Origin of the sequence: Streptomyces sp. MNU76 (genome assembly GCF_020982545.1) — a bacterium.
Classification (GTDB): domain Bacteria; phylum Actinomycetota; class Actinomycetes; order Streptomycetales; family Streptomycetaceae; genus Streptomyces.
Genome location: NZ_JAJKLK010000024.1, coordinates 404,337 through 429,864, shown reverse-complemented (window position 1 = coordinate 429,864; position 25,528 = coordinate 404,337). Strand labels below are relative to the sequence as shown.

20 protein-coding genes are annotated in these 25,528 nt (G+C 71.0%); 9 read left to right on the top strand and 11 right to left on the bottom strand.

Features of this window, described 5'->3' with window-relative positions; all coding sequences use genetic code 11:
- Nucleotides 1–502 precede the first annotated feature (502 nt).
- Nucleotides 503–1,936, top strand: coding sequence for a hypothetical protein (locus tag E4N62_RS40130; RefSeq protein WP_230222653.1), 1,434 nt, complete (start codon nucleotides 503–505; stop codon nucleotides 1,934–1,936).
- Between the two features lie 796 nt (nucleotides 1,937–2,732).
- On the opposite strand, the gene E4N62_RS49000 is transcribed toward E4N62_RS40130, so the two are convergent.
- From E4N62_RS49000 to E4N62_RS40115, 4 genes are all read right to left on the bottom strand, one after another.
- Entirely contained in the window at nucleotides 2,733–3,158 is a 426-nt protein-coding gene (locus tag E4N62_RS49000) for a hypothetical protein (RefSeq protein WP_308186130.1), read from the bottom strand.
- Complete coding sequence (locus E4N62_RS40125; RefSeq protein ID WP_308186129.1) at nucleotides 3,128–4,378, bottom strand: serine/threonine-protein kinase; 1,251 nt, start codon at nucleotides 4,376–4,378, stop codon at nucleotides 3,128–3,130. The genes E4N62_RS49000 and E4N62_RS40125 overlap by 31 nt, the downstream gene beginning before the upstream one ends.
- A gap of 457 nt (nucleotides 4,379–4,835) precedes the next feature.
- On the bottom strand, nucleotides 4,836–5,699 hold the full coding sequence (locus E4N62_RS40120) for a cytochrome c biogenesis CcdA family protein (protein WP_230222651.1): 864 nt from the start codon (nucleotides 5,697–5,699) through the stop codon (nucleotides 4,836–4,838).
- A gap of 7 nt (nucleotides 5,700–5,706) precedes the next feature.
- Entirely contained in the window at nucleotides 5,707–6,297 is a 591-nt protein-coding gene (locus E4N62_RS40115; RefSeq protein WP_230222649.1) for a redoxin domain-containing protein, read from the bottom strand.
- A gap of 1,024 nt (nucleotides 6,298–7,321) precedes the next feature.
- Here E4N62_RS40115 and E4N62_RS40110 point away from each other — a divergent pair.
- A protein-coding gene (locus E4N62_RS40110; protein ID WP_230222647.1) for an IS5 family transposase occupies nucleotides 7,322–8,196 on the top strand; the annotation gives its coding sequence in 2 pieces (ribosomal slippage) (nucleotides 7,322–7,711 and nucleotides 7,714–8,196; 873 coding nt in all).
- A gap of 125 nt (nucleotides 8,197–8,321) precedes the next feature.
- Here E4N62_RS40110 and E4N62_RS40105 read toward each other — a convergent pair.
- On the bottom strand, nucleotides 8,322–9,287 hold the full coding sequence (locus tag E4N62_RS40105; RefSeq protein ID WP_230222645.1) for a pirin family protein: 966 nt from the start codon (nucleotides 9,285–9,287) through the stop codon (nucleotides 8,322–8,324).
- A 156-nt stretch (nucleotides 9,288–9,443) separates the two neighbouring features.
- Between E4N62_RS40105 and E4N62_RS40100 the strand changes: the two genes are divergently transcribed.
- The gene (locus E4N62_RS40100) at nucleotides 9,444–9,944 is read left to right on the top strand and encodes a MarR family winged helix-turn-helix transcriptional regulator (RefSeq protein WP_230222643.1); all 501 of its coding nucleotides are present in this window, start codon (nucleotides 9,444–9,446) and stop codon (nucleotides 9,942–9,944) included.
- Complete coding sequence (locus tag E4N62_RS40095; RefSeq protein ID WP_230222641.1) at nucleotides 9,941–10,390, top strand: MarR family transcriptional regulator; 450 nt, start codon at nucleotides 9,941–9,943, stop codon at nucleotides 10,388–10,390. The genes E4N62_RS40100 and E4N62_RS40095 overlap by 4 nt, the downstream gene beginning before the upstream one ends.
- A 9-nt stretch (nucleotides 10,391–10,399) precedes the next feature.
- Here E4N62_RS40095 and E4N62_RS40090 read toward each other — a convergent pair whose 3' ends face one another.
- Nucleotides 10,400–11,809, bottom strand: coding sequence for a PepSY domain-containing protein (locus E4N62_RS40090; RefSeq protein WP_230222639.1), 1,410 nt, complete (start codon nucleotides 11,807–11,809; stop codon nucleotides 10,400–10,402).
- A 198-nt stretch (nucleotides 11,810–12,007) separates the two neighbouring features.
- On the opposite strand from E4N62_RS40090, the gene E4N62_RS40085 reads away from it, so the two are divergent.
- Complete coding sequence (locus E4N62_RS40085; RefSeq protein ID WP_230222637.1) at nucleotides 12,008–12,667, top strand: peptide deformylase; 660 nt, start codon at nucleotides 12,008–12,010, stop codon at nucleotides 12,665–12,667.
- 198 nt (nucleotides 12,668–12,865) lie between these two features.
- Here E4N62_RS40085 and E4N62_RS40080 read toward each other — a convergent pair whose 3' ends face one another.
- The 4 genes from E4N62_RS40080 to E4N62_RS40065 form a co-directional block, all read right to left on the bottom strand.
- Nucleotides 12,866–14,512, bottom strand: coding sequence for a lectin (locus tag E4N62_RS40080; RefSeq protein ID WP_230222635.1), 1,647 nt, complete (start codon nucleotides 14,510–14,512; stop codon nucleotides 12,866–12,868).
- Between the two features lie 160 nt (nucleotides 14,513–14,672).
- A complete protein-coding gene (locus E4N62_RS40075) occupies nucleotides 14,673–16,979 on the bottom strand; it encodes a beta-L-arabinofuranosidase domain-containing protein (RefSeq protein WP_230222633.1) in 2,307 nt (768 codons plus the stop codon).
- Between the two features lie 43 nt (nucleotides 16,980–17,022).
- Nucleotides 17,023–17,340 carry a hypothetical protein gene (locus E4N62_RS40070; RefSeq protein WP_230222631.1) on the bottom strand — a complete coding sequence of 106 codons (318 nt, stop codon included), beginning with the start codon at nucleotides 17,338–17,340 and terminating at the stop codon, nucleotides 17,023–17,025.
- 551 nt (nucleotides 17,341–17,891) lie between these two features.
- Nucleotides 17,892–19,358: an NAD(P)/FAD-dependent oxidoreductase gene (locus E4N62_RS40065; RefSeq protein ID WP_230222629.1), complete on the bottom strand. Its 1,467-nt coding sequence runs from the start codon at nucleotides 19,356–19,358 to the stop codon at nucleotides 17,892–17,894.
- A gap of 130 nt (nucleotides 19,359–19,488) precedes the next feature.
- Here E4N62_RS40065 and trxA point away from each other — a divergent pair, with 130 nt between their 5' ends.
- A complete protein-coding gene (gene trxA, locus E4N62_RS40060; protein WP_184902431.1) occupies nucleotides 19,489–19,875 on the top strand; it encodes a thioredoxin in 387 nt (128 codons plus the stop codon).
- Between the two features lie 36 nt (nucleotides 19,876–19,911).
- On the opposite strand, the gene E4N62_RS40055 is transcribed toward trxA, so the two are convergent.
- Nucleotides 19,912–20,946, bottom strand: a complete 1,035-nt coding sequence (locus E4N62_RS40055; RefSeq protein WP_230222628.1) for a LacI family DNA-binding transcriptional regulator — start codon at nucleotides 20,944–20,946, stop codon at nucleotides 19,912–19,914.
- 1,292 nt (nucleotides 20,947–22,238) lie between these two features.
- On the opposite strand from E4N62_RS40055, the gene E4N62_RS40045 reads away from it, so the two are divergent.
- The 3 genes from E4N62_RS40045 (at nucleotide 22,239) to E4N62_RS40035 (ending at nucleotide 25,495) form a co-directional block, all read left to right on the top strand.
- Complete coding sequence (locus E4N62_RS40045) at nucleotides 22,239–23,663, top strand: amidase (protein WP_230222625.1); 1,425 nt, start codon at nucleotides 22,239–22,241, stop codon at nucleotides 23,661–23,663.
- 34 nt (nucleotides 23,664–23,697) lie between these two features.
- Complete coding sequence (locus tag E4N62_RS40040) at nucleotides 23,698–23,922, top strand: hypothetical protein (RefSeq protein ID WP_184902426.1); 225 nt, start codon at nucleotides 23,698–23,700, stop codon at nucleotides 23,920–23,922.
- Between the two features lie 160 nt (nucleotides 23,923–24,082).
- Nucleotides 24,083–25,495 carry a flotillin family protein gene (locus E4N62_RS40035; protein WP_230222623.1) on the top strand — a complete coding sequence of 471 codons (1,413 nt, stop codon included), beginning with the start codon at nucleotides 24,083–24,085 and terminating at the stop codon, nucleotides 25,493–25,495.
- The last annotated feature ends 33 nt before the right edge of the window (nucleotides 25,496–25,528 follow it).

Below are 25,528 nucleotides of genomic sequence, written 5' to 3'. Positions count from 1 at the left end.
CCAGGCGTGCCCCGGGCGCGGACAGCATCGGCTCGGACCGGTGCCTGCGAAGCGGCGCGGTGGTCAACGCGCCCTGCACGGCGCGCCCCTTCCTCCGGCGGTCGGCGGCCACGCCGGTCTCGTAAGGGTGAGCACGGGTCCGGTCGACGCAGCCCACGCCGGAGTGCACAGACATCGAGCACCGGGAACCAGCGCGGGGCCTGGCCGCTCGAGCGTCACCTACGACGCGGTGAGGATCCTGCCCACGTTGCCCTCGGCGCCACCGCCCTGCCGGCCGGCGTCGAACTCCTGAGTGCCGTCCTGCAGACGGAGAACGGGCCAGTAGTACGAACGTCCGGCTTATGCCTCTGCGCGAGAAGGCGCTCGCCCGGCCCCGCGATCGGTCAGGACCAGCAGGGCTACGCGGGTGGTCGGCACGCACCGCGTCCGTGAACCATGACGAAATGCTGACGTCCCCATCCGATCCGGGCCCGGCCGCCGCCGTCCGGCCTAACGTTCACGCGTGAACCGTGATCTCCGCAGCAACCTGCGTGGCGACACCAGCCCCGGCCTTCGCCGCGATCTCCACCGCGACCTGTACGCCGTGGCAGGCGCCGCACTGCTCGTCCTGACGGCCGCGCTGGTCGGTGTCGCCATCAAGCGGTCGAAGGACGTCCTCCACGTCGGCTGGCCACCCCTGTACGCGAACTGGCTTCCCCACCTCGGCCCCGGTACCCCGGCCGCGCTCACCGTCGCGGTGGTCGTCGTGGCCTACGGCCCCGCCGTCGCCGCACGCCTGCCATGGCGCGCCCTGCTACTCGCCTCCTGGGCCACCGCGACCACCTGGACGTTCTCCCTCGCGCTCATCGACGGCTGGCACCGGGGCATCGCCCGACGGCTGACCACCCGGTACGAGTACCTCCAGGTCATCGACCGCTTCAACGACATCCCCGCGACATTGCGAGACTTCACGAACCACATACTGCTGCACTCACCCGATCACTGGCCCCCGCACATCGCCGGTCACCCCCCGGCCGCCACCCTCACCTTCGTCTACCTGGACCGGATCGGTCTGGGCGGAGGCGCATGGGCCGGGGTATGGGTCATCACCGTCGGGGCGACCACGGCGGTCGCCGTCCTCGTCACCGCGCGGGCGCTGGCCGATGAGGCCCTGGCCCGCCAGGCGGCACCCTTCCTGGTACTCGCACCTGCCGCCGTATGGATGGGGACGTCGGCCGACGGCTACTTCGCGGCTGTCGCCGCGTGGTTCGTTGCCCTCGTCGCACTCGCGGGGACGGCACGGACGAAACGCCGGTCGTGGACTGCCGCGTTCAGCGCGGGCCTGCTGTTCGGCCTGGTCTGCTACCTCTCGTACGGGCTCACGCTGTTCGCGGTGATCGGGGCAGGGGTGCTGGTCCTCGGGCGAAGGAGGCTCAGGGCACTGCCCATCCTGTTCGCGGGAACCGCCGTCGTACCGCTGGCCTTCACATTCGTGGGCTTCGACTGGTGGGAGGCATACCACCTGCTCGTCGAACGCTACTACCAGGGAGCCGGCGGGTTCAGACCCTACGGCTACTGGGTGTGGGCGAACCTCGCCTGCACCGTGCTGGTGGTTGGCCCGGCCACGGTGGCGGGGCTGCGACGGATAGCGGCCGTACTCGTCCGTGAACGCGAGCGGCTCAGGCCGATCCGGGCACGCGCACGCTCCTTGCCCGTCCACAACACGCCCCGTCACACTCCCGAACTCCGCCTGGCCCTGCTGGTGCTCCTCGCTCTTGTCGCACTTCTCGTCGCCGACCTGTCGGGTATGAGCAAGGCGGAGACCGAACGGATCTGGCTGCCCTTCGCCGTCTGGCTGCTCGCGGCGGGCGCCCTGCTCCCCCGGCCCCGCGCTTGGCTGGCCGCACAGGCCGCGCTCGCACTGCTCGTCAACCACCTGCTGCTCACCGGCTGGTGAAGGTCCGGACCGGCGCGGGACACGGTCCACAGGGCCGGACGCCGCTTGGAGAAGCGCGCACGCACTGGTTTGTCGTCGGCATTTCCCTGTCGCGTCCTGCGAAGCACCTGCGGGCAGGACGTCCCAGGTCCGCACCCCTGCCTCACGGGGACCGCCATGGGTCAGCAGGGGTGGATCCGGATGGAGGCCACGGCCCAACCGCACCATGCTCGGGACCGATGGTGACCGCCGGGCGTGCGCGTCACCGCCGCGACGACGCGAGCCCGAGGCCGCCGACTCTCTACCGGCATCGGAGTTCACCCAAGGCACAGGTGCGGTGCGTCAACCGGATGTACGTGCCGTCGGCGAGACAGCGGGAAACCCTCGTACTCGTTCTTCGGTGCTCAGCCGGTCGACGTGATGTGCGCTCACGCCAGGCACCGTGCCACTGGTGGCCCTCGCGCAGCAGAGACCGCCCACGAGAGCCGGCGCACCCGTCCGCCCGGAGGGTGGGGCAGGTCGCCACCCGAACCGTCCCCACAATGACTTGTCGTACGGGCCCCGAGCCGGGTTGGAGTGTCGCGACGCCGAAGTCCTGGCGCACCTTTCCCCGGTCGCCGCCGCAGCCCGCACCGCCTGCCGTCGATCTCCGCCGCCGCCCTCGTCCTGGAGCGGCGACCCGGAAAGCCCTGGCACCGCACCAGAGGGGCCGACCCGGTCCACATGGGCCGGCCTGCCGGGTCATCTTGGTGTATCGGATCGACGCCATGTGATGCCAGTCTCCGTGCGCCGGGGCAGGGACTGCGGACCGTCGGCCTCAGACGGCCGGGTCCGGACGAAAGGTCCCGAGGAACGTCTCCAGCGCTTGGCGGTTGGCGGCCTTGGCCCAGTCGGCGGACGGCGTCGTCCAGCGCAGTGAGAAACTGCGGTGTCCGCCGAGGAGGAAGCCCCGCCCGAAGGTGCGGCCCCGTTGGCCGTCGGTGTCCGAGAACCACTCCATGTCGGCAGCCTCGTACCCCTGGTACGTCGTTGCCTCGATCGCGCCGATCCGCTGGAAACCCGCCTGCCGGCGCAGCGCGGGCTCAACGTCGTCGCGCCAGACTGCGACCGGGTCCGAACCGGCCCGCGTGCTGTACGTCACCGCGAGTGTGCGCGCGTCGCCCTCCGATCCGAAGGTGACCCGGTACGCCACATCGCCCTGCTTCCGGGTGCTCAGCCGCTTCCAGCCTTTGGGCAATGCCACGGAGAACCCCTCGGGCGCACGGTACATCCAGTACCCCTCCGGGAGCGCGTCGACGGACGCGGCGGGAGGGGACGGAGCGGCGGTGGCCGTCGGAGCGGGGTGAAGGGGCCCGAGGACGCGTCGGACGGGCGAGTACTCGCGTCGGCCGACTCGCCGGCGTCCTGGGCCGCGGATGCGGTGGACACCGGCGGCTGGGTCTGCGTGCCCCCGCCCGTAGTCTCCTCGGTGTGGGGCGGCCGGTGAGTCACAGCCAGGGCTGTGATCGCCACCGCGGCCACGGCCAGCGCCGTCCCTGCGGCCATGGCACGTCCGCTCCGCCGTGGCCGCAGGCGCCGGGCCACGGCACGGGCCCGCCGCAGCCGGGATGCCGCCACGACGGCGTGCGGATCCTGCTCCAGCACGCGGTTCAGGCTCTGGCGCACCGTGGTCCGCGTCAGCCGCTCCCAGGAGTCCGTGCGCAGCAGCCCCTGGACTGTGGCTGCGAGCGGGCCCGCCCGCAGCGTGCTCCCGAGCGGCAGCCGGGCCGCGCCACGTGGGGTGCTCGCCGACCAGTCCGGGTCCCGGTACGGCGGCCTTCCCTCGAGCATCGTGTACAGGATGGCGCCCAGGGCCCACAGATCGGCCGCAGGGCCGATGCGCTCGTCCCGGGCCTGCTCGGGAGAGGCGTACGACGGTGCCGCCAGCCTGGGCACGAGGGTTGCCCCCGCCAGTCCGAAGCCGGTGACTACCACGTGGCCTTGCTCCCGGAGGAACACCTGCCCCGGGCTGAGTTCGCCGTGCGTGATGCCCTCGCCGTGCGCGGCCTCCAGCACGTCGAGTAACTGCAGTGCGACCGCGGCCGTCGCGACCGGGTCGAACGGACCGTCCTGATCTACGAGCTGACCGAGCGGCAGTCCGTCGACCCACTCGGAGACGGTCCACAAGGAGCCAGCCTCCGTCAGCGCGTCAAGGACCGCGGCCACCCGGCCGGGGCTGACCCGCGCCATCGTCTCCGACATACGCACCACCCGGTCCGCGGCCTGCACCGCCTCCTCCTCGCCCAGGTGGGCGGGGAGACCGATCCGGGTGACCAGGCACGGACGCCCCTCTTGCACGTCCTCACCGTGCCAGCTGACGCGGTTGGTCTCACGGTGCACGATGTCGATGAGCCGGTACCTTCCGGCAATCAACTCGTGCGTGGACACATGCGCCTTGACCACGGTCGTCCTTCGCTGAGACACCGGGTTTCCTTCCTTTCCCGGAAGTACGGGGGACGCTTCGGGATCCGTTCAATCGGCCGCGACTCCGGTGGGATTCCGTGTCTTTCCTTCGAAGGCACTCGACCACACGGGTAAAGGAAAGGACATTTCCCCTAGCCGTCAGGCCGTTCAAGCAACGGAAAACACGGCGGTAACGCGGTTCTGCGGAGGTGAAAGCGCGGTCTCGGAGTGAGCTTCACCCGAAACACGGAGGAGAGGGACTGAGGTCAGATCGGCTTTGATGAGAGTTCACGCTCCAGTCGTACAACGTTAGGTGCCTGGGGCCTGGCGCTGGCTGCCGCTGGTAATGAAACGCAGGTGGGCTCGGCGCCCTTGCCGGGTAAGGCCGGGAGGCGTGCCTCTGGCGATCATGCATCGCGATACCGGGTGATTCACGTGTGAGGCCATGTCTCGTGGGCGTATGTCGAAAGGTGCCTGATCACGCTCGGGAGCCGGTGCGCCGACGTGTGCGCCTGTAGCGCCGGACCAGCGGTGTCGCAAGGAGCAGAGTCCCAAAGAACACAGCGATCACGGCTGGACCGGCGGTGTCCAGGGTGTCGGCAACGGCTCGCTGGACGGTGGCCGCCGTGTCGATGACCGGGTCGGTGGTGGTGGGGTTACGCAGGGCGCGGATCTCGTACCAGCCGTAGTAGGCGACATACGCGCCGACCAGGAGGAGCAGACCGCCGCCGAGCCGGGGGGCGATCGCGCCGAGACGGCGCAGCCGGGTGACGGCGGTGGTGCGGGTGAGGGCGACGGTGAGGGAGGCGGCGCCGACGATCAGGCCCATCCCGGTGGCGTAGGCCGTGAACAGGGCGATGCCTTCCATGGTGGAGCTGCTGCGGAAGGCGGAGACGACGATGGCGAGGAACGGGGCGATGGTGCAGCCGAGGGAGGCGGTGGCATACGCCATGCCGAACACGGCCATCGAGGGCACGGAACGCGTGACGGCGGGGGCGCGGCGGAGTTTCGGGGCCAGGGCGGGCAGTTGGCGGCCGGCGAGGAGCCATGCTCCGGCCGTGGTGATGAGCAGGCCGAAGGCGATGGTGAACCAGGGCAGGTGCTGCTGGACCTGGCCGGCGACGGGCTGGATGACGAGTCCGAAGAGGCCGAAGAAGGCGGCGAAGCCGAGGGTCATCGCGGCGGTGGCGGCGAGCGCGCGGCCGACGGCGACGGTGCGGCTGGGGCTGTCGTCGCCGAGGACGAGCAGGGACAGGTAGGCGGGCAGCAGGGCGAAGCCGCACGGGTTGACGGCGGCGAGCATCCCGGCGCCGAGCGCGAGGGCGAGGGGCAGGTCGGCCATGGCGGGGTCAGCCGGTGACGGCGGCGACCTTTGCCGCCAGCCCCTTGCCGCCGGGGAGGACGCCCTCGTAGACGGTCTTTCCGGTCTGGTCGAGGATCACGTAGTGGCTCTGCTGGGTCACCTCGAACCGCTTCCACACCTCGCCCTTCTCGTCGGACAGGTGGGGGAACGAGCCGGCACCGGTGTCGGCGACGAAGCCGCGCATGGCGGCGTTCTTGTCCAGGCCCGCGACGCCGACGACGTTCGCCTTGCCCTGGTAGTCGGCGGCGACCTTGGCGGTCTCGGCGGCCTGCCCCTTGCACGTGGGGCACCAGGGCGCCCAGAACCACAGCACCGTGGGCTTGCCCGCGAGCGTCTTCGCGTCGAACGGCTTGCCGTCCACCGTGGTCGCGGAGAAGTCCAGCGCCTCGGGCACCTTCACACCCTGCGACCCGCTGCCGCCGTCGTAGGAGTCGGCTGGCGACTGCGCGGGGGAAGACGCCTTCGACGGGGAGGTCCTTGCGGCGCCGGCGGACGCGGAGCCGTCGCCCGAGCCGCATGCGGTCAGGGTGAGAAGAGCAGCGGCGAGGGCGGCCGGGAGGAGGATACGGGCATGCAAGGAGAACTCCTGTGAGGTCGGGACCGTTGGCGAGCGTAGTTCGTCGCGGCTCTAGCGGACAGGAGGGCGGGGCCTTACGGATTGGTGACATCCGCCGACGGCTTCGTTGCGTCGTTCGAGGTCGAGGACGGTGACGCCTTCGCAGCTCGCTTGCCGCACCTCCTCACAACCAAGATCCGGACCATGCGCGGGCCAGAGTCCGCCCACGTCCCGTAGCTTGACTCTGTCGGGGATCTTGGAGTTTCCCGGTGCGGCAGCGTGATCAACGGGCATGCTCGGGTAGTTCTGCCGACCGATGCAGCTGTCGAGGTGCCCGTTGTCCCTCCGCCCCCGTTCCGGTGCGAGGGACGGGCGGCCGGGTCTCTCGCCTGCTTTGGGCCACGGTCTGTGTTGTCGCCGCTGGTGACGTCGGTTCTCCCTGGGGAGTATCCGCGGCGGCTGGGGAGCGCGTGGGGAGGATCGGCCGCATCAACGGCACGAACCTGAAGCGCCGCGAATGACGCATCTACGCAGGTCAGCAACGAATGCAGCTGCATAAGTGCAGGTCCGCGCCACCACATGGACAACTACAGGACGACGTAGCCCTCCGGGACCGGAACCCATCCAGATTCCGTACTGGCCGGGCGTGGCGCCTGGCCAGTGCTATCCGATCTCACCTACGGCAGGGGCCAAGCCCGCAGATCCCTCCAGATCCAAGATCCAAGATCCGGACCAGTCACGGGCCAACGCACTGCGGGCTGCCTCTGTCCCCCTTCTTTTGCAGGTCAGCAGGCGTGATACTCGGATCGGACGCAAGCGGCGCTGCCGGGAGACAGCGGCGGCAACGGAATTTGTGGAACCTCAACAAGGAGGCAGCGTGAGCGACGCCGTCCCTCCACCACGCCTGACTCGACCGCCAGCCAGGTCAGCATCGGTCCGGACGCCACCGAACCTGCAAACGCCTCCGAAGGCCGCACAGCTGGGAAAAGAGGCCCCCGCTAGGGTGCGTTTCAGAAGTGGATCTTGATGTGTCAAGATCCACTTTGTGGGACGGCATGATCTGACGAATGCGCAGTGGGCGAAGCTGGAGCCCTTGCTCCCGGTCGGCAAGAAGCCTGGCCGGCCACCGGTGCACACCAAGCGGCAGTTGATAGACGGCATACGCTGGCGCACCCGCGCAGGTGCTCCGTGGCGGGACGTGCCCGAGCGGTACGGCCCGTGGGAAACGGTCTACGGCCTGTTCCGGCGCTGGCAGCGGGACGGCACCTGGCACCGCATCTTCGAGCAGCTCCAGGCCCGGGCCGACGCCGAGGGACTGATCACCTGGGACGTCTCGGTGGACTCGACCATCGCCCGCGCCCACCAGCATGCGGCCGGTGCCCGCAAAAAGGGGATCTGCAGATCGAGCCGCCAGGCGGTGTGTTCACCGAGCCCGACGACCACGGGCTCGGACGGTCCCGGGGCGGGCTGACCACCAAGTTGCACCTGGCGGTCGAGCAGGCCCAGAAGCCGATGGCCCTGGTCATCACGGCCGGCCAGCGCGGGGACTCCCCACAGTTCCAGGTGGTCCTGGGCCGTATCCGGGTGCCCCGGCTCGGGCCTGGCCGCCCGCGCACCCGGCCGGACAAGGTGCGTGCCGACAAGGCGTACGGCTCCCGCGCGAACCGCACCTACCTGCGCAAACGTGGCATCCGCTGCACGATCCCGGAGAAGCGCGACCAGATCGCCAACCGCAAGAAACGCGGTTCCCACGGCGGACGCCCGTGGAAGTTCGACAAGGACGACTACAAGCAGCGCCACGCAGTGGAGTGCGGAATCAATCGCCTGAAACGGCACCGTGCGGTCGCCACGAGATACGACAAGCTCGCCGTCCGTTACGAAGCGACGGTGCTGGTCGCAGCCATCAACGAGTGGCTGTGACCAGCACTTTCAAAACGCACCCTAGGGCCTGACGGGTCGTCAGCAAAGTCGGCATTCGGTCAGCAAGAGTCCTGCCACGGCCACCCACAGACAGCCACCCCGTAGAGCTGACGAGTTTCCGCAGGTCAGCGCACTCTTCCCCGCGGCTTCAACGGCACCGGCGGCAGTGCCGGCGCGGGCAGTGGATCCCCGTCGTAGCCCTTCACCTCACCGAACCGGGAGCCTTCCATCCAGTCCTGACGGGCCTGTTCGATCTCCTCCTGCGACCGTCCGATCCAGTTCCAGAACATGATCAACTCCTCCTCGAACGGCTCGCCGCCGAGGAGCATCAAAGAGGCGTGTGCGTCGGTGCGCAGGGGGAGTTCCGTGCGGCCGCAGCCGAGGTAGAGCATGGAGCCGGGGAGGACGGGGACGCCGTCCACGTGGGCCTCGCCGGACATGGACAGGACCGCGTACTCGAAGTCGGGTTCGAGAGGCAGGCGCAGGTCGGCGCCCGGCGTGAGCGTGAGGTCGGCACCGACGATCGGCGTGAACGTCGTACCGGGCGAGGTCGCGCCGTCCAGGCTGCCGAGGATGAGGGTCGCGCTCAGGCCGGCCGCCGTGACGACGGGCAGTTCGGCGTGGTGCTCGAAGCGCGGGTCGGTGTGCCGGTGGCCGTCCGGCAGCGCCACCCAGAGCTGGGCGCCGTGCAGAAAGCGGGCGTGCGACTTCGGGCTCTCCTCCGAGTGACTGATCGCCCGGCCGGAGGTCATCAGGCCCAGCTCGCGGGGGCGGATGGTCTGGAGGCTGCCCGTGGAGTCGCGGTGCAGCACCTCGCCCTGGTGCAGCCAACTGACCGTCTGCAGACCCATGTGCGGATGCGGCGGCACCTGCATGCCGGGCTCGTCGGCGATGTCGTCGGGGCCGTAGTGATCGACGAAGGCCCACGCGCCCACCATGCGGCGGCCCAGGTTGGGCAGCAGGCGCCGCACCTCGGTGGACTCGCCGAGCTTCACCCGGCGGGGGCTGAGGAGTTCACGAACCGGCTCGGCCACCACGAAGCCCCGGCCGCCGCACACCGCGGGCACCGCCTCGCGATCAAGATTGCTCATGCCCCCAACCTAGCCCCGTCCGGCTCACGCCGTCAGTCGTCCCCCGGCACTCCATGGGCGCGGGCAGGGCCGACCGCGGCGACCGTACGGCCGCCTTTCCCGCAAGGCGGTCACATTTACTAGCCATGGCTATAGTAGCCATGTACGGTATCTGTCATGAGTTCGGTCATCGAGGGCGCGACGCCCGGATTTCTCGTCTGGCGCCTGTCCATGAAGTGGCGGGTCGCGGTCGACCGCGCGCTCGCTCCGCTGGGGCTGACGCACGCGCAGTACGCGCTGGTGGCGTCGTTGTACGGCATGCACCGGGACGGACTGCGGCCCAGTCAGCGGCAACTCGCGGACCACACCGGCCTGGAGGCCCTGTACGTCTCCAAGCTGGCCCGCGCCCTGGAGACCGCCGGACTTCTCGAACGCACCCGGGACCCCCGCGATCCCCGCGCCGTGCAGCTCGCGCTCACCGAGCAGGGGCGTGAGGTCACCCGGCGCGCGATCGATGTCGTCCAGGCATTGATGGATCAGTTGCTGGAACCGCTCGGCGGGCTCGACGGTGCCCGGACCCGAGAGTTCACCCGCGAGCTGACCACCCTGCTCGACGTACCGCTCGACGTATCGCTCGCCCCCTCCACCGCACAGGAACACGAGAAGGAGCAACCATGACCACCACCGCCCCCGTCCTCAACTCCCGGGTCGTCGGCCTCGCCCACTACGCCGCCCGCGGGGTGCTGGAGAAGGTCCTGGCCCGACACGGTCTGACGTTCCAGCAGTCGCTGGCCCTGCGGGCCGTCGCGGGCTCCGACGAACCGCTCGACCGCGAGGCCCTCGTGGACCAGGTCGTCGACTCGCTCAAGGCCGAGAAGGCCGAGATACGGGCCGTGGTCGAGGAGTTGGTCGCCGCGCGGCTCTTGGAGGCGGACCCCACGCGGCCGTCCCGGCTCAGGATGACGGACGCCGGGCAGGAGGCCCACAGCAGGTCCGTCGCCGAGACGGCACCGATCTCCGCCCGGATCTACGCCGACATCCCGGCCGAGGAACTGGCCGCCGCCGGTCGCACGCTGGCCCTCATCACCGAACGCGCCAACGCCGAGCTGGCCGCGATGAAGTGAGCCCGACCGCTACTTCGCCTCCACCCGGCCGCCGTACGACCGCTTGCCGCGCCGGTGGGCCACCTCGCCCAGGACGACGTCCACCGCGATGAACGCCGCCAAAGGGATGCCGAGCAGGGGCACGAAGTAGCCGAGGACCGCGACGACGGCGAGGGCGGGGACGAGGAGCTGGGGCGGTACGTGCTGCCAGGCGCCGCGCGGGAGCGGGCGCCCGAAGGACGAGGCACGGCCGCGCTGCCACCACATGCGGTAGCCCCAGACGATCAGCACGACCAGGGAGGCCGCGAGCGCCATCAGCAGGAGCTGGTTGGCGAGGCCGAACAGGACACCGGTGTGGGCGTCGATGCCCCAGCGGGACAGCTTGGCGAGGATCGGGAAGTCGGCGAACCGAAGGGTGTCGGTGACCTCGGCGGTCGCCGGGTCCACGGCCACCGCGTCCTGCTTGGTGGGCCAGCTGCGCTGGACCTGCTTGACCACGTACGCCGAGGACGCGTCGGCGGGCGGCACGATCTCCACCGGGTCGCCGAGGCCCTCGGCACGCGCGGCGGCCAGGATCCTGTCCAGGTCGCCCTCCGCGGCCGCCCCTTCGCCCGTCGAACCGCCCCCGTGGTCGCCGTGGTCGCCCGCCGCGGCGGACACGGTCGGCGTCGCCTGATGGAGTTCGGTACGCAGGACCTCGATGTTGGCGCCCGCGTACGTGGACCAGGTCAGGCCGGTCGCCGAGAGGAAGAAGAACCCGAGGGCCGCCCAGACGCCCACCGTGCCGTGCAGACCCAGGGTGCGACGGCGGCCGGAGGTGCCGCGCACCTTGCGCTGGGCGCGGCTGCGGGCGAACCAGAGCACCAGGCCACCGCCCGAGATGACCCACAGCCAACTGGCGGCGAGTTCGCTGTAGAGGCGGCCGGGCTCGCCGAGGTGGAGATTGGCGTGGAACTTGTCGATCCAGGTCCGCACCGGCAGCGCGCCCGTGGAGCCGTACTGCTCCAACGCCCCGCGCACCTGGGCCGTGTACGGATCGACGAACACCGCGAGGGTGTCGGCCTCGTCGATGCCCTCGACGCCCGTCAGCATCACCCTGGTCGTCGCGTCGTCCTCCGGGGACGGCCGTACGGCGGCGATCTCGCCCTCCGGGTGCGCCTCGCGGGCGGCGGCCACCTGCTTGGAGATCGGCAGCTTCTCCTCGCCCACCTTCGCGACGGTCGTCCGGTCCGCGTAGACGATGTCCTCGACGGAGAACGAGGCGGCGTACAACCCGCCGGTCAGGGCGGCGACCAGTAGGAACGGGGCGACGAGGACGCCCGCGTAGAAGTGCAGCCGCAGGACGAGCGGCCGGAGCGCGGCCCAGCCCCTCGGTGAGCCGTCCGGCTTGGCGAGGGGTTTCTGGGACTCGTCCGTCTCGGTCGAGGGGGCGATGGTCATCGGCGGATGCTCCGGGATGCGGGGACGTCGTGGCGGTTCAGTAGTCGGGGCGCGCGGGCTCCGAGTTCCCGGCATCTTCTGTGACGTGGGTCACATGATGGGGTGCCGGTCCCGCGCCGCCGCCGAGAAGGGCGGTCGCGCGGGCAGTCGTGCGAGAGCCGCCTCGCGTCGCGCGCACACGGTTGGCATCCTGGCCCGATGGCTTCCGAACGTGACCGTCCCGAGTCCCGCCCCCTGAGCGACCGGGTCGAGGAACTCCTCGCCCACGAGGGGCCGCTGCCGATCGTCGCCGCGGGCGCCCCGGTGCTGCGCCGCACCGCCGAGCCCTTCGACGGCCAGCTGGACCCGGGCCTCCTCGCCCGCTTCGTGGCCGCCCTGCGCGCCACCATGCACGCGGCACCGGGCGTCGGCCTCGCCGCACCCCAGGTGGGTGTGTCCCTGCGCATCGCGGTGATCGAGGACCCCGCGCCGGTTCCGGAGGAGGTACGGCTGGCTCGGGGCCGGGTGCCGCAGCCGTTCCGCGTCCTGGTCAATCCGGCGTACGAGGCCGTCGGGTCGTTCCGTGACGCGTTCTACGAAGGCTGTCTGAGCGTGCCGGGCTGGCAGGCAGTGGTGGCCCGGCACGCCAAGGTGCGGCTACGGGCGTTCGACGAGCACGGGCGGGCGGTCGACGAGGAGTTCGCGGGGTGGCCCGCCCGGATCGTCCAGCACGAGACGGACCACCTCAACGGCACGCTCTACCTCGACCACGCCGAACTGCGTTCCCTCTCCTCGAACCAGACGATGGCCGATCGCTGGAACGACCCGACCCCGGCCAGGGCCGCACGCGAGCTGGGCTTCCTCCTGCCCGACCAGTAGTGCTTCGTCAGGTCGTGGACTGTCTGCGGCGTCTCCGAGGGCTGGGCAGGGGGCGGCCGCAGGGGGCCGGCCCGTACACACCTCCTTCCGGTGGAGGAGGGCAGCCCCCGCAGCGCGGCACGAGGCACGCTGCAGTGGGGCTGCCCCCTTCCCGCCGGGTCTCCCTGCCGGGGGTCTCCCCGCGCACCCGGTGGCTGGTTACGCCAGAGACGTCCACTTCTGGTTGTTCTGGCCGTTGCAGGTCCAAAGGATCAGTCGGGTCCCGTTCGCGGTGGCGCCCCCGTTGGCGTCGAGGCACAGTCCGGCGTTGACGTTGCGGATCGAGCCGTCGGCCTGCGTGGTCCACTTCTGGTTGTTCTGGCCGTTGCAGGGCCAGATGATGACCTGTGTGCCGTTGGTGGTGCCCTGGTTGTTGGCATCCAGGCACTTGTCGCCGAAGACGCGGATCTCACCCCCGGCCCAGGTGGTCCACAGCTGGTTGGCGGCGGTGTGGCAGTCCCAGATCAGCGTCGCCGTCCCGGCCGCGGTGCTCCCACCTTCCACATCCAGACAGCGGCCGGATCCGGTACCGCGCAGGCGGGCGGTGGTGGAGGCCAGCGGGCTGCCGCCGCTCATCCTGAACACGGCGACACCGTGCGCCGGGACGCTCGCCGAGACCTGACCGGACGTGCTGGAAGTGCCGCCGGTCCACAGGTCGGTGAGGGTGAACGGCCCTCCGGTGAGGCCGACCTGTGCGGCGTTGGTGGTGATCGTGGCGGTGCTGTCGCCCCGGTTGAACAGGCCCACGGCGACCGAGCCGTCGGACAGGCGCTTGGCGAAGACCTCGGCGGCGCCGTCGTCGCGCACCCGGCGCCCGCCCGCGCCCAGCGAGTCCTGGTTCACCGCCAGCAGGCGGGGGTTGCGGAGGATCGCGCTCACGTCGGCGGACATGGTACGGATGTCATTGCCGGCCATGAGGGGAGCCGAGAGCAGCGACCACAGGGCGAAGTGGGAGCGGGCCTCGGTCAGCGACAACCCGGGACGCCCGACGACCAGCATGTCCGGGTCGTTCCAGTGGCCTGGGCCCGACTGCGCGGCCAGCGGCGCGGTGATGTCCAGGACGTTCCCGACACCCATCGGATAGCTGTTGGTGTTGTTGTTCTGCCAGATGTCGAGCAGGTCCTCGGTCGTCCGCCACAGGTCGGCGACCTGGCCCCAGTTGTAGGAGGCTCCGGTGGGGGCGTGGAAGCTGTTGGGGTTGATGCTGTAGACGATCGGACGCCCGGTGGCGCGCAGGGCGTCACGCATCATGGTGAACTGTGCGATCTGCTCGCTGAGGGTGCCGCTGCCGGAGCACCAGTCGTACTTGAGGTAGTCCACGCCCCATGAGGCGAACGAGGCGGCGTCCTGTGCCTCGTGCCCCTTGCTGCCGGTGGAGCCGGGGTAGGTGCCCACGCCCTGGGCGCACGTCTTCTCGTTGGGCGCCTGGTAGATGCCGAACTTCAGGCCCTTGCTGTGGATGTAGTCGCCCAGCGCCTTCATGCCGCTGGGGAACTTGGTCGGGTTGGCCCGGAGGTTGCCCGCGCTGTCACGCTGCGGGTCGAACCAGCAGTCGTCGACGACGACGTACTGGTAGCCGGCGTCCTTCATACCGGAGGACACCATCGCGTCGGCGGCCTGGCGGACCTGCGCCTCGGTGATCCCGCATCCGAAGCTGTTCCAACTGTTCCAGCCCAGGGGCGGGGTGAGCGCGGGGCTGCCCGGTGCGGCCTCGGCGACCGAACCGGCGGAGGCGGTGACGCAGGCGGTGAGCGTCAGCGCGGCGGCTGTGAGGAGGCGTAGCAGTCGTGTGTGCAGGGGGGCCATGAGGGGGGTCCTTCCTGGCCCGCGCAGCGGAGGCCGCTGTGCGGGCGTCGGGGGCATGGTCACGAGCTCGGGTTGACGCGCCCGGTCGGCGCTGCAGGGTGAGCAGGCCTTGCCGGTACGGCAGCTTCAGGAGCGATGGAGACCCGGTTCCGCGGCGCACTCAGTTCCGCACGATGCGCCACCGGTTGTCGGCGGTGCCGTCGTCCGCGTCCTGGACCGCGAACGCGCCGACGGCGGTGGAGTTGCCCGCGACGGCGAGCAGCTTGCCGCTGTTGGCGTTGCGGATCTTGTAGGTGCCGTCTCCTTGGTCGAGCAGCGTCCACCGGTGGTCGGCGGTGCCGTTGTCCGACCACTGCAGGACCGTCGCGCCGTCCGCGGTGGACATGTTCAGAACGCCGAGCACCTTGCCGCTGTGGGCGTTGCGGAAGCGGACCGCGCTCCCGTCGGTGATCATGTACCAGTCGTGGTCGGCGGTGCCGTTGTCCGACCACTGCAGAGCGCGGCCGCCGTCGGCCGTGGACATGTTCTGGATGCCCAGCAGCAGACCGCTGGCCGCGTTGACCAGACGGACGCTGCCGGTGGTGTTCCAGTACACCGTGTAGTTGTGGCCGTGCGCGTCGTGGAACGGGCCGAGGTTGACCGTGGAGCCGTTGGCGGTGGCGGTGAAGGCGAGCGAACTGCTGCTGGTCCGCGTGATCGAGGACGTGTTCAGCGTCGGCAGCGAACCGAGCGCGGTGTCACCGTAGTTGCCCGACAGGACGACCGGGCCGTAGGTGATCGCGGCGACGTTCGCGTTGTCGTTGGCCGCTCGCATCACGACCCGCATGGGCAGGCGGACGGTGACCGTGTCGCCGGAGGTCCAGGAACGGCTCAGGGTGGCGTAGCCGCCGGGGTCGGTGGCGATGTTCTGCTTGACACCGTTGACGCTGACGGTGGCCCCGGTGGTCCAGCCGGGGATACGGATGCGCATCGCCCAGGTCCCGCTGACACTGCCGGTGACCTGCAGGTTCGTGGTGTCGCTGGTCGGATACGAGGTGGTCTGGGTGACCGTGATGCCGCGCTCCGTCCAGTTCAGTACCGAGGGCACGAACATGTTCACGATGAGGGTGGTGTCGGTGCGGAAGTAGATGGAGTCCATCAGCCTCGTGTGCATCTCCAGGCCCGTGCCCTGGCAGCACCAGAAGGTGCCGTAGTCGGTGCTCCAGGTGCCGCCGCCCCACGCCGGGCCCACACCGCGCCGGCCGCCCGGCCTGAGCGGGGTGAAGTAGGTGACGTGACCGTGGTCGTCGGCCGGGTTCTGCTGGCCGATCATCTGGTTCAGCCACGCCCGCTCGTAGTAGTCGAAGAGCTCGGCCCGGTTCGGGTCCAGCGTGAACAACTCACGGGTGAGGGTGAGCATGTTGAAGGTGTTGCAGCTCTCGCACGTGTCGTTGTTCAGGAAGCCGGCGATGGCGTTCGGGGCGCGGAAGTGCTCCGCCTGGCTGTTGCCGCCGATGGCATAGGTGTGCGCGTCCACGGTGAAGTCCCAGGCATGGGTGGCGATGTCCCGGTAGCGGGTGGTGCCGGTCGCCTTGAACTCCCGGGCGGCCCCGATCCACTTGGGCACCTGGGTGTTGGCGTGCAGTCCGCTGAGCCGGTCCTGGCCTGCGGCCAGAGGATCGAACACCGCGGCGTGGTCGAACCGCCGGGCGACCGTGAGCCATCGCGCGTCATCGGTCTGCTGGTAGAGGTCGGCCAGCACGGTGTTCATGCCGCCGAACTCGGTCTGGAGCATGGCCTGCATCTGCTGGCCGGTCAGCCGGCCGGTGCGCAGGTCGACCCATCCCGCCAGGGCGAGCAGCACGTCACGGGCCTGGGTGCTGCCGATGAGGCGCCACACGTCCAGCAGGCCGGCGAGGGTCTTGTGGATGGTGTAGTACGGCACGTTGCCGTTGCTCAGGGTCCGCTGCTCAAGAGCGGTGAAGTCGGACTCGGGATAGCCGGACAGGTACCCGGCGCTGAAACCGGCGGCACTGTTGTTGGCCTGGCACTTGGCCAGCTCCGCGACCATGTACGTGGCCTTGTCCCGGCAGACGGTGTCCCCGGTCACGGCGTACAGCTGCGCCCATGCCGTGAGGAAGTGGCCCTGGACGTGGGTGCGGAAGGGGAAGTTGGGCGCCTCCCAGCCGCCGGTGGCGGCCGCGCCGTTGGTGGACAGCCTGTGGTTGGCGCGGAAGTTGTACAGCAGCCGGTCCACGTCGACGAACCGCAGGTAGTTCCGCGTACGGTCCTGGTTGTCCAGCCAGCGGCTCGCGGTCAGCCGGACCTGGCCGATCTCGAAGGGGTGGGCCGAGACCCCGATGTCGGCCCTGGCGGGAAGGACGACCGCATGGGCGGAGGATGCGCCGAGGAGGGGCCCGGTGGCAGAGGCGACGACGGTGACCCCGGCTGCTTGCAGGAGGCGCCGTCTACTGAGGGAGGAAGACATCTGAACCTTTCGGTGAGCGGAAGTGGCCAGGTCCAAGGGGTGACTACGGTGACGGAACTGTCGGCGCGGAAGGTGTCGGTGTGCTGAAGGGGCTCACACGCAGCGCGTAGACGTAGTGGCGCGGGTGGCGGAGAGATCGGGCGCAGGAGTCGCGGAAGGAGTAGCGGTTGGCGTCGGCGAGGCCGAAGTTGTCGCACCTGTTCGGCTCACTGGAGTTGGCGAACGCGGTCATCGTGTACCGCGTGGCCTGCCCGGCCGGCGGGGCGGCCGCGGCGGCGGGACCATGGAGGGCGGGGACGCCCAGCAGGACCAGCAGCAGCGGGCCCAGCAGGGCGAGCAGCGTTCTCACGGGTCTCTTCAACTCTTCCTCCGGCTTGGCCGGTCCGCTTGGCCGATCGCTGTAGCGAGACCTCTCGACGTTCGAAATTGCGAACAGCGTGCGGTAGTTCGAGCAGAAAATAGATATGGGGCGTGATGACGTCAATGTTTCTGACGGGTATGCCTGCAGTTTCGCCAGACATGGCCTGTCTTTTCGGGGAACAAGGGTGACATTGCCGCCCAGAGAGCTGAAATCGCCGTCGGTGGATTCACTTTCCCTCTGGCCAGCGGTGGCACCGTCAGCCCGGTCGGACCACAGCGAGCAGGCCGCCGGTCAGCCAGAGCCAGCCGGTGCGAGCGCCGAGGCGGCCGAGCCTGGGACTCACCCGTTCGCGGGTGCGGGTCTCCTTCTCTGCTCGGCGGATCGGCCGGACAGGTCCTGGCCGACGCCGACCAGCCGACGCCGACCAGCCGACAGCGACCAACCGACACGGGCCGGCCGACGCAGGCAGCCGGCGCGCCGACCGCGCGCCCCACCGAACCCGCGCGGCCGGCCGCGCGGCCCCGATCGTCCCGATCGCCCCGCTGCGCGTTTCAGCCTCGGTACGCCTCCAGCAGCCGCAGCCACACCTCGCTGATCGTCGGGTACGACGGCACCGCGTGCCAGAGGCGGTTGATCGGGACCTCTCCCGCGACCGCGATGGTGGCGGAGTGGATGAGCTCGCCGACGGCGGGGCCGACGAAGGTGACGCCGCGGAGGATCTCGCGGTCCAGGTCGACGACCATGCGGGCGCGGCCCCGGTAGCCGTCGGCGTACAGGCCCGCGCCCGCGACGGAGGAGAACTCGACGTCGACCGCGCGGACGCGGTGGCCGGCCTGTTCGGCCTCGGCGAGGGAGAGGCCGACGGCGGCGGCCTCGGGGTCGGTGAAGACGACCTGGGGGACGGCCGCGTGGTCGGCGGTGGCCGCGTGGGCGCCCCACGGATCGCTCTCCAGGAGCGGGACACCGGCCGCGCGGGCGGCGATGGCGGCCCCGGCGATCCGGGCCTGGTACTTGCCCTGGTGGGTGAGGAGCGCGCGGTGGTTGACGTCGCCGACCGCGTACAGCCAGTCGCTGCCCGTCACGCGCAGGCTGTCGTCGACGGGCAGCCAGGAGCCCGGTTCCAGGCCGACCGTGTCGAGGCCGATGCCGTCGGTGCGCGGGGCGCGACCCGTGGCGAAGAGGATCTCGTCGGCCTCCAGACGGTCGCCGGTGTCGGTCAGGGCCACCACGGTCCCGTTCTCGCGGGACACCGCCGTCACCGACGTACCCGTGCGGACGTCCGCGCCCGCCTCGGTGAGCGCCTCGGCGACCAGTTCGCCGGCGAAGGGTTCCATGCGGGGCAGCAGGCCCTTGCCGCGGACGAGGACGGTGACCTCGGAGCCGAGGGAGCGCCAGGCGGTGGCCATCTCGACGGCCACGACACCGCCGCCGACGACGATCAGCCGGCCGGGCACCTGCTGCGCGCTGGTGGCCTCCCGGCTGGTCCAGGGCCGGACCTGCGCGATTCCCGGCAGGTCGGGCAGGAGGGCGCGGCTGCCGGTGGAGACGACCACCGCGCGCCGGGCGGTGAGGACGTGGCGGCCGCCGTCGGAGGCGTCCACGACCACGCGGCGGGGTCCGGCCAGACGCCCGTGCCCCCGGTAGAGGGTCGCTCCGACGCTCTCCAGCCAGCCCACCTGGCCGTCGTCCTTCCAGTGGGCGGTCTGGTAGTCGCGGTGGGCGAGCACCTCGGCGGCGTCCAGCGGGCCGTCGACCAGGTGGCGCAGGCCGGGGACGCGACGGGCGTCGGCGCGGGCGATCGCGGGGCGCAGCAGGGCCTTGCTGGGCATGCACGCCCAGTACGAGCATTCGCCGCCGACCAGTTCGCTCTCCACGACAGCGGTGGACAGTCCGGCGGCGCGGGTGCGGTCGGCGACGTTCTCCCCCACGGGTCCGGCACCGAGCACCACGACGTCGTACTCGGTCGCCGTCGCTTCAGCCGCGCTCTCGGTGGTTCCGGTGTTTTCCGTATCCGTCATGGGGCCAGTCTGGTTGGTGGTGTGCGCCGTGGCCACACGGGTACGCGCGCGGAATACGCCACCGCGGGGTGACGTTGTCGAGAGCGGCTCGCCCGAGCACCTAGAGAGACCAGGAAGAGGGATGCACGCCATGAGCAGCACCGTGGAGCTCACCAAGGAGAACTTCGACCAGACGGTCACCGACAACGAGTTCGTCCTGATCGACTTCTGGGCGTCCTGGTGCGGGCCGTGCCGGCAGTTCGCCCCGGTCTACGAGAAGGCGGCCGACGAGAACCCCGACCTGGTGTTCGGCAAGGTCGACACCGAGGCCCAGCCGGAGCTGGCGCAGGCCTTCGGTATCCAGTCGATCCCGACGCTGATGATCGTCCGTGACCAGGTCGCGGTGTTCGCGCAGCCGGGCGCGCTGCCGGAGGCGGCGCTGACCGATGTCATCGGGCAGGCCCGCAGGCTGGACATGGACGAGGTCCGCAAGGCCGTCGCCGAGCAGCAGGCGCAGGTCGAGCAGAACGGTCAGTAGCCGGACCCGTCGCCCGGATTCGTCACCCGGGCGCGTTCAGCTCGACTCACGGTGGACGATCCTCGCGGCCAGTACGTCGTGCGTCGTGGGGATCGTGGTGGGGTCGCGCACCACGCGGTCGACCAGTTCGGCGAGGTCGCGCCCGGACGGCAGTTCCAGGTGGACGGTGCTGAGGCGCGGCCGCAGCAGCCGTCCGATCATCAGGTCGTCGGCCCCGACCACGGCCGTCTCGTCGGGGATGCCGATGCCCTCGTCCTGCAGGGCCCGCATCAGCAGCATCGCGTACTCGTCGTTGTAGGCGAACACCGCGTCCAGCCCGCGGGACCGCCAGTCACGGGCGAGCCGTGCGGCGGCCGCCTCGTCGTACGCGAGCGGCAGCTCGGTGACCGTCGCCTCCGTGCCCTGCACGGCGCGTCGTACGCCGGCGAGGCGGGGCAGGGAGAAGACCCCGAAGCCGGGCTCCTCGGGAACGACGACCCCGATCCGGCGGCGGCCGCGCTCGACCAGGTGCCGTCCCGCGCTGTGGCCGACGCCCGCGTGGTCCAGGATCAACGCGTGGGCGCCCTCGACGGGTTCGGGGGTGAGGGTGACGACGGCCTTGGCTCCGGAGCGCTTGAGGACGGCCACGCCCTGCGGGCCGATCCCGACCCCGGGCACGATCACGGCGACCGGACGCAGTTCGGCCCAGGCGCGGGCGGCGTCGTCGCCGCGCAGGCCGATGCCGCCGTGTTGTACGACGATGTAGTCGAGCCGACTCAGGGCCCACTGGATCTCGTTGATGAACTGGCTGTAGAGCGGGCCGATGGGCACGTTCGGGGTGGGCATGAGGACCAGGCGGCTGTGGCCGGCGCGCAGGCTGCGGGCCGCCGCGTGGGGTACGTAGCCGAGTTCCTTGGCCGCCTCGTGGACCCGGCGGCGGGTGGGTTCGCTGATCCGGACAGCGCTGGTGTTGTTCAGGACGTAGCTGACCGTCGCGCGTGAGACACCCGCGAGTCGAGCCACGTCGGAGCTGGTCGGCACGGATCGCTGCAGGGGCGAGGGCGGGGCGGGCTCTTTCGGTATCTGCACCATGAGGACGGCATCCTTGCAGAAGCGGTGAAGGTCGTTCCGGCCGGGGGCGTGCCGGCCATGCGGGAGCTCGGGTTCGGGCCACCGATCTTTGTGGCAGGGCAGTTTGGCGAATCTGTTCGAAATCCGTGCAACCCGGCAGCCATTTCGCGCCATCACCACCTGGGCGGGCCGAGGGTCACCCCGCACACACGTACGACCTGTCGGCCCGCGCGCCCGACGGGTGACGCCGTGCCTGGCCAAAGACCTATGACCGGTGCGCGGCAGTGCGGTGGGGCGCCTCTTGCCCGTCCACTCTTCGGTCACCCGGGTGGGTGTCCTGTGGCGATGATGCCCGAAAGCTATGGCGTGAACTATGTGTTGGCCATGGGTGCGACGCCGCTCCGGACCCCCCACGGCCACCCGCCGACCGGCGGGCAAGCTCCGCCGCACGACGGCGTCCAAGTGCCCCGCCGCGACGCCCATCATCACGGTACGAATCGCCCGCGCGCGTCGCGGTACGCCGGAACGCACCGTGGCCGCGGTACCCGCACGAGGAGAAGCCCATGACCATGATCCCGCCCCCCTTCGACCCGGAACTCGCCGCGGCTCTGGAGGCGCTGAAGGACACGGCCCTGGCCCGCGCCGTCGCTCCCCTCGGTGGCCGTCCCCGCATCCTGCGCGTACACGGGGACGAGCGGGACGCGAGGGCGGCCGGTGCGGCCGGGCTGCCCGACGGGCGGGTGGGGGTCGGGCCCGCGGTGCCGGTGCTCGGACTGCCCGGGTCCCGGGAGGGCGCGCGGACCGCGTTGCGGTTCACGGCCGAGGGCTCCGCGCGGGATCCCGGTGAGCGGGTGGTGCGCACCGACGACCTCGGCGGCATCGCCCTGCTCGCCGAACTGATCGCCCCCGAAGCCGAACCCCCGGCCGACGTACGGGACTTGGATCGGGCGGCAGCGGACTCGCCCTGGATGCCGGCGACACTCCACGCGGTCGCCTCGACGGCCGGCCTGCGGTCCGCGGCCACCGCCGTCAACGTCCACCACTCCACCCTCCAGGACCGCCTGATCCACGCCGAGGCCCTCCTCGGCCGGCCGGTCCGCCCCCCAGGGCCGCCTCCGCCTCCGTCTGGCCCTCACCATGCGCCACTTGGCCCGGGGCTGAGCGACCCCGGGGCGGCGGCAGCGACAGCGCGGCGACTCGCCGCCTCCCCCGAGAATCGCCGCCCCTGCCGCTCAACGCGTGTTCCCCGTACCGCCGTGGCCGACTGGACGTTACCGTTCGGTAGAAAAATCCTGCTTCCGGAGGTGTTCCGTATGGGTGTGGACCGTGCGCCGGGTCTCGTGGAGTGTGCTCGGGCGCTGGCCGCCGGGGAGGTGACATCGCGGGCGCTGGTGGAGGCGGCGCTGGCGCGGATCGAGGCGAGTCAGGGGACCGTGAACGCGTTCCGGCGGGTGCGTGCCGAGGCGGCGCTCGTGGAGGCGGAGGCGGCGGACAAGGAGCTGGCGGAGGGCGGGCGGCGGCCGTTGCTCGGTGTCCCGGTGGCTGTGAAGGACGACATGGACGTGGCCGGGGAGCCGACCGCGTTCGGCTGCCAGGGCGAGTTCCCCTCGCTGCCGGAGGACGGCGAGGCCGTACGGCGACTGCGCGCGGCCGGGGCGATCGTCGTCGGCAAGACCAACACCTGCGAGCTGGGCCAGTGGCCGTTCACCGAGGGGCCGGCCTTCGGCGCCACCCGGAACCCCTGGCACCCGGACCACACCCCGGGCGGCTCCTCCGGTGGCTCGGCGGCGGCCGTCGCCGCCGGGCTGGTACCGGCCGCGCTGGGCTCGGACGGCGCCGGCTCGGTCCGTATCCCGGCCTCCTGGACCCATCTCGTCGGCATCAAGCCGCAGCGCGGCCGCATCTCGACCTGGCCCCACGCGGAGTCCTTCCAGGGCATCACCGTCAACGGCACCCTCGCCCGCACCGTCGCCGACGCCGCACTCCTCCTCGACGCGGCGAGCGGCAACCACGAGGGCGACCTGCACCGGCCGGACGCGATCGACGCCTCCGAGGCCGTCGGGAGGGATCCGGGCCGGCTCAGGATCGCCCTGTCGCTGAAGCCGCCGTTCACCGCGCTGCCCGCGCGGCTCGACGCCCGTGTGGAGAAGCGGGTGCGGGCGGTGGCGGAGCGGCTCGCCGCGCTGGGGCACGTGGTGGAGGAGGCGGAGCCCCGGTACGGGCAGATCGGGCTGACGTTCGTCCCGCGCGCCACCGCCGGTATCGCCGAACGGGTCGGCGCCATCACCGAGCAGGGCCTCCTCGACCGACGCACCCTCGACGCCGCCCGCCTCGGCCGACTGCTCGGCGGGGCGCCCCTGCGGCTGGCCCGCCGTGCGGAGGTCACGCTGCACCGGCGGATCGGCGCGCTCTTCTCGTCGTACGACGTGCTGCTGGCCCCGACGACCGCCGCTCCCCCGCCCCGCGTCGGCGCCATGCTGAACCTCGGCGGGCTCGGCACCGACCGGGCGATGATCGCGGCCTGCCCGTTCGCCTGGCCGTGGAACGTGCTGGGCTGGCCCGGGGTGAACGTACCGGCGGGGTTCGTGGACGGCGGACTGCCGGTGGGCGCGCAGTTGCTCGGCCCCGCGAACAGCGAGCCTCTCCTGCTGTCCCTGGCCGCGCAGTTGGAGGCGGACCAGCGCTGGCACGAGCTGTGGCCGCCGGAGCACACCACCGCGAACTCGCCCGCCGTCTGAGCGGGTTCGGAGCCCGGCACCTGCCCCGTAGGCTGTGACCATGGACGAAGCGTCGATGGTCGGGCTGATGGGACGGGTGACCGGTGCGGTCGGTCCCGGGCTCGTCGGCGAGGTGATCGTCCGGGTGCGGGGCGGCGCCGAGCATTTCCTCGCCTACCCCGCCTCCGCGAAGGACCGGATCGAACCGGGGACCCTGGTGATGGTGATGGAGTATCTGCCGCCGCGCACCGTGTATGTGTCGGCGGCGTACGACAGTTGACGGTCCGTGAGGCGCTCGGACCGTGCTCTGTCGGCTTTCGGGAACCGGTTGGCATCAGGACTGCAACAACGGTCTCCCGGTACCTGTACCCCCGCTGAACCACGCGGGACACTCCCGACGTTCGGTGCCGAAAGGGCACCTGGCCGAGGGGGGTGTGCCGATGTTCATCGGCATCATCGCGGGGGCGACCGTAGCGGTGGCTCTGGTACTGATCGCTCTGTTCAAGCTCATGTGGCGTGTCGCCGAACCGAACGAGGCCCTGATCATCTCCGGCTCCAAGCACAAGATGGAGGGCCTGACGGAGGGCATGAACTTCCGTATCGTCACCGGGCGCGGCACGCTCGTGCTGCCCGGGATGCAGGCGGTGCGCAAGCTGTCGCTCGACCTCAACCAGACCGAACTGGCCGTGGAGTGCGTGACCTTCCAGGGCATTCCGCTGAAGATCCGGGGCGTGGTCATCTTCAAGGTGGGCGACGACTTCGTGTCCATCGCCAACGCCGCACGCCGATTCCTCGGCCAGCAGAAACGGGTCTCGGAGCGGGTGCACAACGTGTTCGCCGGCCATCTCCGGTCCATCGTGGGCGGGTTGACGGTCGAGGACATGATCCGTGACCGCGAGAAGCTGACCGGTCAGACGCGGGCCGCGTGCGGTACGGAGATGGAGAAACTGGGCCTGATCGTCGACTCGCTGCAGATCCACGAGATCGAGGACCCGACCGGCTACATCAAGAACCTGGCCATGCCGCACGCGGCGGCCGTCCAGCGGGACGCCCGTATCGCGCAGGCCGAGGCCAACCGGCTCGCCACCGAGGCCGAGCAGCAGGCCGCCGCGCGCATGGCGGAGGCCACCCGGGACAGCGAGATCCTCCAGGCCGGCTACCAGGCCGAGCGGGACAACGCCTCGGCGAAGGCCAAGCAGGCCGGCCCCCTGGCCGAGGCGGCCGCCCTGCAGGAGGTCGTCGTCCAGGAGACCCGCGTCGCGGAGCTGGCGGCGGCCCGGCGCGAGCAGCAGCTCCAGGCGGACGTCCGCAAGCCGGCCGACGCCAAGGCCTACGAGAAGCGGACCCTCGCCGAGGCCGAGCGAGACGCCCGTATCTCCGCCGCGCAGGCCAAGGCCAAGGAGACCGAACTCGCGGCCGCCGCCGAGGCGACCGCGACGCAGGTCACCGGTGAGGCCGAGGCCGCCGCCCGGCAGGCCAAGGGGCTCGCGGTCGCCGAGGCCACGCGGGCGAAGGGGCTCGCCGAGGCCGAGGGCATCAAGGCGCGAAGCGCCGCGCTGGCGGAGAACCAGGAAGCGGTGATCGCGCAGCAACTGGCCGAGCGGTGGCCGGAGATCGTGCAGGCGAGGGCGTCCGCGTTCGGGAACGTCGACAACATGGTGCTGCTCAACGGGGCCGACGGAATGGCGGACATGTTCGCCAAGGCACTCACGATGGGCGGGACGGGGTTGGGGCTGGCGCGGCAGTTGCTGGCCTCGATGAACCAGAACGGGGTGCCTTCCGACGGCTCGGCCGAGGTCAACGGGATGCCGGTGGAGAAGGCGGAGAAGGTACAGGTCGACAAGGATTCGTAGCGCCGTGGCTTCGACCGCAGTGGTCGACTGCGG

What these genes read in the sequence shown, in the direction of transcription:
- E4N62_RS40055 (WP_230222628.1), bottom strand. Translation starts at nt 20,946, where the DNA reads ATGGTGCAGATACCGAAAGAGCCCGCCCCGCCCTCGCCCCTGCAGCGA.
- E4N62_RS40080 (WP_230222635.1), bottom strand. Translation starts at nt 14,512, where the DNA reads ATGGCCCCCCTGCACACACGACTGCTACGCCTCCTCACAGCCGCCGCG.
- E4N62_RS40045 (WP_230222625.1), top strand. Translation starts at nt 22,239, where the DNA reads ATGGGTGTGGACCGTGCGCCGGGTCTCGTGGAGTGTGCTCGGGCGCTG.
- E4N62_RS40100 (WP_230222643.1), top strand. Translation starts at nt 9,444, where the DNA reads ATGAGTTCGGTCATCGAGGGCGCGACGCCCGGATTTCTCGTCTGGCGC.
- E4N62_RS40120 (WP_230222651.1), bottom strand. Translation starts at nt 5,699, where the DNA reads ATGGCCGACCTGCCCCTCGCCCTCGCGCTCGGCGCCGGGATGCTCGCC.
- E4N62_RS40065 (WP_230222629.1), bottom strand. Translation starts at nt 19,358, where the DNA reads ATGACGGATACGGAAAACACCGGAACCACCGAGAGCGCGGCTGAAGCG.
- E4N62_RS40035 (WP_230222623.1), top strand. Translation starts at nt 24,083, where the DNA reads ATGTTCATCGGCATCATCGCGGGGGCGACCGTAGCGGTGGCTCTGGTA.
- E4N62_RS40075 (WP_230222633.1), bottom strand. Translation starts at nt 16,979, where the DNA reads ATGTCTTCCTCCCTCAGTAGACGGCGCCTCCTGCAAGCAGCCGGGGTC.
- E4N62_RS40090 (WP_230222639.1), bottom strand. Translation starts at nt 11,809, where the DNA reads ATGACCATCGCCCCCTCGACCGAGACGGACGAGTCCCAGAAACCCCTC.
- E4N62_RS40085 (WP_230222637.1), top strand. Translation starts at nt 12,008, where the DNA reads ATGGCTTCCGAACGTGACCGTCCCGAGTCCCGCCCCCTGAGCGACCGG.
- E4N62_RS40095 (WP_230222641.1), top strand. Translation starts at nt 9,941, where the DNA reads ATGACCACCACCGCCCCCGTCCTCAACTCCCGGGTCGTCGGCCTCGCC.
- trxA (WP_184902431.1), top strand. Translation starts at nt 19,489, where the DNA reads ATGAGCAGCACCGTGGAGCTCACCAAGGAGAACTTCGACCAGACGGTC.
- E4N62_RS40105 (WP_230222645.1), bottom strand. Translation starts at nt 9,287, where the DNA reads ATGAGCAATCTTGATCGCGAGGCGGTGCCCGCGGTGTGCGGCGGCCGG.